The sequence below is a fragment of the uncultured Campylobacter sp. genome, from assembly GCF_938030145.1.
GTDB lineage: Bacteria > Campylobacterota > Campylobacteria > Campylobacterales > Campylobacteraceae > Campylobacter_B.
The window spans coordinates 1-9,837 of the sequence record NZ_CALHGM010000016.1 but is presented as its reverse complement, the minus strand read 5'-3'; the positions used below and the strand labels follow the sequence as shown (position 1 = coordinate 9,837).

The 9,837-nt window shown below is 36.1% G+C and carries 6 protein-coding genes; all 6 read right to left on the bottom strand.

Translation table 11 applies throughout. The annotated features are described in order from the left end of the window. Nucleotides 1-2,128 (bottom strand): bi-domain-containing oxidoreductase (locus tag Q0323_RS03715; protein WP_298051614.1); only part of this gene is annotated, 2,128 nt, incomplete at its 3' end. Then, nucleotides 2,125-3,060: an acyltransferase gene (locus Q0323_RS03710; RefSeq protein WP_366939549.1), complete on the bottom strand. Its 936-nt coding sequence runs from the start codon at nucleotides 3,058-3,060 to the stop codon at nucleotides 2,125-2,127. The genes Q0323_RS03710 and Q0323_RS03715, both read right to left, overlap by 4 nt. Nucleotides 3,061-3,219: 159 nt before the next feature. Further along, entirely contained in the window at nucleotides 3,220-4,413 is a 1,194-nt protein-coding gene (gene wecC / locus Q0323_RS03705) for a UDP-N-acetyl-D-mannosamine dehydrogenase (protein WP_298051615.1), read from the bottom strand. Continuing rightward, a complete protein-coding gene (gene wecB / locus Q0323_RS03700) occupies nucleotides 4,407-5,543 on the bottom strand; it encodes a non-hydrolyzing UDP-N-acetylglucosamine 2-epimerase (RefSeq protein WP_298051609.1) in 1,137 nt (378 codons plus the stop codon). The genes wecC and wecB overlap by 7 nt, the downstream gene beginning before the upstream one ends. A 52-nt stretch (nucleotides 5,544-5,595) precedes the next feature. Then, nucleotides 5,596-7,638: a hypothetical protein gene (locus Q0323_RS03695; protein ID WP_298051607.1), complete on the bottom strand. Its 2,043-nt coding sequence runs from the start codon at nucleotides 7,636-7,638 to the stop codon at nucleotides 5,596-5,598. A 240-nt stretch (nucleotides 7,639-7,878) separates the two neighbouring features. After that, the coding region (locus Q0323_RS03690) for a glycosyltransferase family 39 protein (protein WP_298051605.1) at nucleotides 7,879-9,837 on the bottom strand (1,959 nt) is incomplete at its 5' end.

Sequence of the window (9,837 nt, the reverse complement as noted above, 5' to 3'; positions counted from 1 at the left end):
ATATCAAAAACGAAATCTCCGTCGTCTGCACCATATCCCAAAGCTCTATCGGCCAGTTTTTTTTGCTGCCTTTTAGAGCCCCAAATAGCGCCTCGAGCTCTTCTGGCTGTCCCTTTTGGCTTACGTTCGTTGAAATTTCTTTCAGCCCCACTCCATATCCTTTTAGGCTTTTGTAATCGTCTAAAACGATGCTCTTGCCATCGAAGTGAATTTCCATAAATTCCTTACTTAGCTCCTTGCTACCGTTTGCGAAATATTCGATATTAGCCACCGAGCCGTCTTTGTATTTTAAGACGATGGATTTGTTATCTTCGGCGCTATATTTTTCATTGCTCGGCGTGATAGCCTGCGAAAATACGCTCTGTATCTCGCTTCCCGTTAGCGCCGTCATCAGGTCTATTATGTGGCACGCTTCGCCCACCATTCTGCCGCCGCTTTCATGCACCCAGTGATCCATCGGTATGTAGCCTGCGTTCATTCTATATCTAATTATCATAGGATTTATTCTAGCACTCGTGTACTTTTTTATCTCCTGCGCGTAGGCGCTAAATCGCCTATTAAATCCCACGAATAAAAAGGGCTTGTCGCCTCCACCTTCGTAAAATTTCTTTATCTTTTCAAGCTCGTCCTTGTTTGTCGCAAGCGGCTTTTCTACAAATACGTTTTTACCCGCCTCAAGCGCCTTTAAAGTAAGCTCCGCATGGCTATCGTGCCTTGTGGAGATTATCACGAGATCGACGTTTTTGTCATTTAAAATATCGTCTAAATTTGAAGTAGCGTAGTTCGCTCCGTATTGCTGCGCCACCGCCTTTGCCTTATGTCCGCTTCGGTTCATTATCGCGTAAATTTTATACTTATCCGTAAGCTTTGAGATATTAGGCAGGTGCATACCGGTGGCAAATCCACCGACTCCGACGAACGCGACGTTTATCACATCCCTGTTTACGGGTATAGAATTTATAATGATTTTTTTATTGTGATTTAGATAGTTATCAAGCTCGGTTAAATTTGCCTCGCCGTAATCAAGCAAAACCATAAGCGGCTTATTCTGCGAAGTCTGTAGCGACTCAAACGCCTCCGTTACCTGCTCGATAGGATATTTTGCGTCTATGAGCTTATCCAGCTTTATCAAATTTTCATTTACCAGCCTTAGATACTCGCTCATATTTCGATTTTCAGTCCATCTGACGTAGCTAAACGGATAATCAAGCCCCCCCTCTTCGTAGCTCTTGTCGTAGCGACCCGGCCCATAGGATGTGGAGATAAGAAAATCAAGCTCCTTTTTATACATATCCTCTCTATTGATCTGCATGCCGGCAACGCCTACAAGCACCACTCTGCCCTTTTTCTTGCACATCTGAAAGCTTTGCGATAGCGGCTCGCTACTGTTCGTAGCAGCGGTAAATAACACTCCATCGGCGCCGTGCCCACCGCTCCAAGATGAGACGACGTCTAGCAAATTTTCCTTTGATGGATTGATAGTTAGCTCGGCGCCGTATTCCTTTGCTATCTGCAAGCGCCTATCGTCAAAATCGCTGACAGCGACCCTCACCCCTGAAATTTTAAGCATCTGCACCGCAAGAAGTCCTAAAATCCCAGCTCCCACGACTACGCAGGTCTCGCCCAGCCTTAGATCGATCCGCCTAACGCCCTGCATCGCTATGCCGCCGAGAGTCACGGTGCAAGCCCGCTCAAAGTCCATATCCTGCGGCATTTTCATAACTAAATTTTTAGGTACATCTACATACTCTGCGTGGTTCGCAAGCCCTGCGCCGGCTGCGGCGACGCGCTCTCCGATTTCAAAATTTAAAACGCCCTCTCCGACTGCTATGACGACGCCGCTAAGCGAATAGCCGGTCGGGCTTCCGCTATCAAGCTTGCCCTTTACCTTCGCGTAGACGCTGGCTATGCCATCGGATTTCACCATATTGATGACTTTTTTTACATTCTCCGGCTGCTCTAAAGCCCTTCTAATCAGGCTCTTTCCGCTATTTGATACGCCGCTTATCTCGGTGCCCGCCGATATGCAGCTATTTACTACTTTGATAAGAACACATCCCTTTGAAACGCTTGGAGCAGGGATCTGCTCCGCTAAAACTTTGCCTTTTTTAACTATTGCTTGTATCATTTTACAACCTTTATTTGTTTTAACTTCAATGCCGGCTTTTCTATAAAATTCCAAGAAATGCAAGCTATCGCGAGCGTTGCTGCTACCACTATGAGATATAACCATAGAGAGCCGCTAAAGCCCAGACTAATTAAAATTTGAACTATCAGCATATGATAAAGATATGTACTATAAGAGAGATCGGTGCTTCTAGCTATCTTTAAATTTGTGTAGGAAAAAGCCATGCTAAAGATCACTAGCGCCAAAAGGACAATTTGAAATACAGTAGAAATTTCCAAGCCTCTCTTATAATCTCCAAGCCCGCTTCCAAACTCCATAGCCGCAAAACAAAATATCAAATAGAGCGCAATATAATATAAGCCGTAGCCTACGAGATATTTTTTTATATCCAGCCAATAAAGCCTCATGACCATGCCGATGATAAATATCCACAAAAACGGCAAACATATCAGCTCAAGAAGCTTATTTAAATTTGAAGCGGAGTAAAAATTTTCATCGGCGATTGCTGGAATTATCATTGATGTAAAAAATAGGAAAACCAACAATAAATTTCTTATGATTGCTTTTTTAATACACAAAATAAACGGAAGGAGGATATAAAACGATAACTCGACGCTAAGCGTCCATAAAACGCCGCTTGGATAGGAGCTAAAAAAGCCGTCGTAATTATATAAAGCATCGTTTTTTATACCGATTATAAAGCCCGCTATACCTGAAGCGGCGGTAATGACATACAGCACGAAGTATTCCACGTATTTTAATACCGAAATATCATTAAAATTTTTGCCCACGTACATAGCTAGCTCAAGTACTAAAATATTTACGAATAGAGCCGGGTATATCCTAAGCGCTCTTTTTATAAAATACTCTTTTAAATTTCCGCTATTTAAATAACTATCGGTAATTAAAAATCCTGAAACCAGAAAAAACAATGGAACGCCGGGAAATAGCCTAAGGAATTTATCCACGTGCCCCCCCCCACAAGAGCGGTATTTTTAGCCACTCGGTTGAGTGCATATATACCACTTGTAAAGCAAAAAGTAATCTAAAAAAATTCAGATGGTTATCTCTATCTATTACTTTTTGAAAACTCATTTACAAATTCCGCAAAAATCCAAAACTTCTTTTTCTATTTTTAGCCCTTTAAATTCCTTATGTCCGACCAAAAATACGATAATGTCCGAAATTTCGATAGCCTTTTTATAATCCGCTATCTCAAAATCCTTATGAGCCTTGATGTTAGGCTCTACGGCGATTACATCAATACCGTCTGCGATCAGGCGCCTGGTTATATTTAGCGCAGGCGACTCTCTCAAATCGTCGATGTCGGGTTTAAAAGCAAGCCCCATGCACGCGACTTTGGGCTTTCTGCCGTTTTGCAACTCAAATTTCAAAGCGGCGTTTTTGATCTTTTCTATGCTCCACTCGGCTTTGTGGTTATTGACCTCTCTTGCGGATTTGATCAGCCTCGCTTCGTAGCCGCCCGCATGCACTATAAACCACGGATCGACCGCTATACAGTGCCCGCCTACGCCGCAGCCCGGGCTTAAAATATTAACTCGCGGATGGCGGTTTGCTAGCGAGATGAGCTCCCAGACGTTAATGCCGAATTTATCGCACAAAATGCTAAGCTCGTTTGCAAAGGCTATGTTTACGTCGCGGAAAGAATTCTCTGTAAGCTTTGACATCTCTGCGGTTTTCGCATCGGTCTGTAAAACCTTGCCCTCTACGAATTCCCTATAAAATTCTGATATCTTTTTAGTAGCAATCTTTGTAGTTCCGCCCACGATTCTATCGTTTTGCGTAAGCTCTTTTAAAATTTTACCTGGCAAAACTCTCTCCGGGCAATGAGCGATATAAATTTTAGAAATATCAACACCGCCATTTTTTAAAATTTCGCCTATCTTTTCGGTAGTACCTACTGGTGAAGTGGATTCTAAAACGACCATATTATCGTCTTTTACGTATGGTATTATAGATTTTGCCGCACTTATAACGTAGTCGATATTTGGAATGTATCCGTCTCGAAACGGCGTCGGAACAGCTATGATAAAAACGTCTGCGAAATCAGGCTCAACATCTGCTTTTAAATTTCCGCTCTGCACTGCTTTTTTAACAAATACGTCAAGTTCCGGCTCGACGATATGAATTTTACCCTCATTGATCGTATCTACGACGCTCAGCACCACATCAACGCCATGGATTTTATAGCCCCTATTTGCCAAAAGCGCCGCCGTAGGCAGCCCTATATATCCAAGACCTAAGATGCAAACTTTTTTCACAATATTCCTTTTAAAAATTCCAGTATTTTTTTACAAGCTTTACCGTCGCCATACGGACTTACACTTTTGCTCATTTTATCATATTCATCTTTTAAATTTAATAATCTTTGCACCTCTTTTATTATATTTTTGCGCTTGGTGCCGATAAGCTTAACGCATCCCGCTCTTATCCCTTCAGGTCTTTCGGTAGTTTCTCTGATAACTAAAACGGGCTTGCAAAGGCTCGGCGCCTCCTCTTGGATGCCGCCACTATCTGTTACTATCATATATGACTTGCTCATAAGATAGACGAAACTATCATACTCTAGCGGATCAATTAAAAATATATTCGAAATGCCCGATAAAATTTCTCCCACAGGCTTTCTTACATTTGGATTTAGATGCACGGGGTAAACGATGTCGATATTTTCATTTTTTAGCGCTATTTCACGTAAAGCCTCACAAATATTAACAAAGCCTTCTCCGAAATTCTCTCGTCTGTGTCCTGTAACGAGAATAAATTTTCTATCACTAAGCTTATATTTGGAATTTATAAAGGATAAAATTTTATTTTTTAGCAGCTCGTTGTTTTCGATTTTGTCTATCGTCCACAAAAGCGCGTCTATGACAGTGTTGCCGCTAACGATTATATTTTTTGAATCTTTGCCTTCTTTTAATAGATTATCTCTTGCGTCGGCAGTCGGCGCGAAGTGATATTTAGCGATGAGCCCCGTCATCTGCCTATTTATCTCTTCAGGAAACGGTGAATAGATATTATGCGTCCTAAGTCCAGCTTCGACATGTACCACGTCGATCTTTTGATAATACGCCGCTAAAGAAACGGCATAAGTAGTAGTAGTATCTCCATGCACAAACACGATGTCCGGGGTATATTCGCTAAATACATCGCGCATACCAAGCAAAACGCCTGACGTAATATCGTACAGATCCTGCCCCTGCTTCATTAAATTTAGATCAAAATCCGGCTTGATCTCAAAAAATTCAAGCACCTGATCAAGCATCTGTCTGTGCTGCGCCGTAACGCAAACCTTCACTTCAAATTCCGCATGCTTTTGAAATTCCTTTATCAACAGAGCCATCTTAATGGCCTCCGGGCGCGTCCCAAATACTATTAAAATTTTTCTTTTCGTCATAAACTCCCCTAAATATTAGTTTTTGCCCAAAGTCTATATAGTAATATTAAAATTATTCTTTTTTCTTTTTGTACACATCTATTAGTTTCCCGTGCTCTATCAATTCATACTTATCGCGAACATCATCAAAAAGACTCAATAATATTTTTAGTTGTATAATTCGCCGCATAACATCGTTTGGTAGCCATTGATTATTATAAACATCGAAAAAACGTCTTTCTTTTAGCTCTTTATAATATACATTCAAAATATCGGTATCGACGTATAAAATATCGGCTTTGGAATTTATGAGATCTAAAACTTCGTTGTATTCATCGTCAGTTACTATAAAGGATTTTAGTTCAAAATACTTTAACCCACTATATTTTTTACTAAAGAATTGCAACATATTGTCATATTTGGATATCATATATAACTCATTTGAATTTTTAGAGTACTTGTTTATAAGTCTTAAAGCATCGTCAAAGCGCTCAAATGAATAGGTAGTAATAATACCACCTGCTCTTTCATGATCCCATTTATAATTTCTGTGTGTAGCAAAAGTATTTTCATATAGTGCCATTTGGGATATATATTCATAGCAGTATTTGGCATAAGCAAATATAAGTATAGGCGCTATTATGATATATAAAATATTTCTAATTCTTTTAACTATGAAATGAAACAATATCAGCATGGGTAGTGCAATAATAGCAAAATTTATATTATCAAAATTTCCCTTCCATACAAAAAGAACACATAAAAATTCAGTATAGAAAAGTAAAAATATATAACTTAAAAGAAAATTCGATCTCTTTAGCTCTACATAAAACCATATAAGCCCGAGCCAAAGCAGAGATATAGCAAATAATAATAGCATGTAAATTGGCATACTGATAGGGAGAGAATAAAAGCCGTCTAAAAAGTATTTCGTAGATGGATTATCCATGAGTGGATATTTTATACAAGCAATTATGCTAAAGAATATAAAAATTATAAAGATCCAAAGTTCTTTTAGATCAACCCTTCTGCGCTCGATAAATTCTAATACATATTTTATTATAAAAGTACCAACTATAGATAAAAATAGGAATAGTCCAAAATCCTTTACTAAAAGTATAGATAAAATCCCCGATGTAAAAACTATAGCTATGTAACACGTTCTTGATTCTTTAAATTTCATAGAGTAAAAAAGCATTAATACTATTAAAAGATCAAAGAAATGCCTAATATAGACATGCGTTGGAGCAAAATGATAAGAGTGAAACCCTATGCTAAAAAAATATATGCTAAAGAGGATTATAAAAATAAATCTAATAAAATAATTTTTCATAAATAAAATTATAAATGCTATAGAAATAATATAATATGTTAAATTAACTATATTCTTTGCCTTGTCAAAATTCTCTACGTTTATGCCTCCCAAGCTTTGCATAATAAATTTTACCGTGTAGGCACTCAAAAATCCATACTGAGAAAAAATCTCAGATTTATTTCGGCCCAGGTCCAGCTCATTTACGGCATTCAACATAAAGGGGGCTTCATGCCAAAAATAACGATTTATAAGTTGTGTCTGCTGTTCATAAAGATTATCTGCGATAAAATTAACTTTTTCCTGCAGCTTGTCCAGAGAGTCTGCCCAAAATAAAGGATACGCATCCCAAGCGCCAGTATCTTGGTCTTTTACTGTATCGTTATAATTCATCAAAGTATTAACTATAGCATTGACAGAACTATTACTGCTAGGATTTATTATGGCGTCAAACATAGTTATATTATAATCTCTATTATATAGAGTAGCAAATTGCGAATTATGAGCATCGCCATGAATTACACTATATTTACAACCGCTAGATATGGATTTACATTTTGAAACTATATCATTATAAGAATTATACTGATACATAGATGATTTTAGAGGTTCAAAGATTAAATTCTGTTTTATATATTCACTATTTTTAACAAATTTATCACTCACTAGTGTCTCTTCGTCTATATTTTTAAATTCATTAATTAGTTTAAAATCTGTAAAAATTCCATATGCAAAAAATATAGCTTGTGCTACAACTAATAATACAACAAATGAATTGATTAAATATTTTATAACATTATTCATCACTTCCTCCAGATTTATATCTTATGAACCAAAGCAGAATAGTAAATACTGTCGATGTAATAAATATATAAAATAGATAAAAAAATAAAACATTATTACTTTTTGATAAAAACGATAAACCATAGTCGTTATAAGCATACTTATGGCTACTAAATTTCTCTGCCGGAAAGAGAAATAAATAAATTAGAGCATTTATTAAAATATAATAGACGAATATTTTTATCAAAGTAATTCTCTTCACTATTTGACCCTTTCATATATATTTATCGAATTTAGTCTCCCGGATCTATCAATTGGCATGACACCTATTTGAGGAAAGATGGCAAAAACATACTTTATTTGCCCCTCAATAACAATAACATCTCCGATACTTATACTTTGCGATACATCGTTCAAATCATCACCGTTATATATATTTGCACCATCTCGTTTTGCTTTCTCTAAAATTATTCCATTCGCATCAAGCCAAATTTTTAATTTTTTATAATTTTCACCAATCAAAGCACTATTTTGTATTATTACTTCCATTTTGATAGCTCCATTTTGGTACTTTGGAGCGTATCCTAAATAGCTAGGTACTACAAAAGATCTAATAAATTTATATTTACCCTCTTTAACCCACTCATTCATAGTTTTATGAAATTCTTCTTGCATAAAATGATCTTTTTGTAAAAATCTCTTGTGAACCTCAAATGCCGAAGCAGAATATTGATACAATACCACGTTATCGCTCGGATTATTTATAAAATCTTCGTATTCTTTATTTGCCAGCTTTGTAGGCACTACATCAAACCACTGCGTCATCAATTTATATGGTGGAATTTTATTGTTTAATAGATACATTATAGGAAAGTTAAAAAAATAAAAATCTTTATCAGACTTGGATTTTTTACCGACATATTCATGAAAAAAATCTAAAATTTCAGAAATTTTCTTATCCATTTTTATACCCTTTAATTGTGGATAAGAAGCCTCACTATCTGCCCGAAATATACTTGGTTGATAATTCTCTAACCAATTATATGGATTTAATAGCTTACTATAAAATATTAAAGTCATTATAAAAAGCATCCAGAATAAAAATATCGCCCTTACAAAATTTCTTAAATTTTGATTTAATATATATGCAAAGGCAAAGCTCAGGCAAAGCAATATAGTATTCATGTCTAGTGCATACGAAGTTAAGGTACCACTATATACTATGGCCGTAATGGCTAGCACCATAAATTTATATTCTTTAGATTTATAAATTTTAGCATTTTTAATAATAAATACCATGGTAATTATAAATAGTATTATAGATATAGAAAAGCCGATATAGATATGCTTGCTAGTAAAATGAATTATAAAATATCCAAGCACTATAAAAATTGCACCCACCATTGCGAATCTTATAGGACTAGCAACATCATGCATTATTTTCATCATAGTTTTATCATATATACAACAAATACAATCAAAGTATCTTTTTAATACTAGTATAAAAATAAATATAGTAAATGCCACAATTAAATTCTTAAATAATAATGGCTCAAAAATAAACCTCGTCGCTATCGTCCATAGACTTCCTTTTGAATCATTATCTGTTATTGATGAAGGATCAAAAGGCATTATGAAATTTATAGATGCAAAGAATATAGCAGTAAAGAGCAGTAAAAATCCTATTCTTTTAAAATAATCTTTTACGCTACTGGATATAAAAGCATAAGATACAAAAAGACTAGCAAAAAGAACCAATCCCACATTTTGTTTTATGAAAAAAAGTAGGACTAAAAATAAAATTCCAAGTATTTGATATATGGTACCTTTTTTAGAATTCTCATTCTTTATGGATTTTACTAGAAATAATAAAGTAGAAAATTCTATGATGAAAACGTAGGTATGATAGTCTTTGGCAATATACGACCCACCAACGATCCATAGCAAGCTCGCAAAAATTGCTGCTACAGCGCTGCTTACCCCAGAAAAAAATTCTCTCAAAACCAAATATAATAAAATTACCTGTATCATTGCGGCTACCACACCGATGCAGGCAAAAGCAAAAAAATTTATTCCGAATATTTTTTGATAAAAGGCATTTATATAGACAAATAATGGAGTCCATGCTAGATAAAAATCTTTATTGATCACTTCTCCTTTATTTACTAAATAAGCATAGGTTTCCCACCATCCTTCTTGGAGTGAGAAGTAATGGTTAAA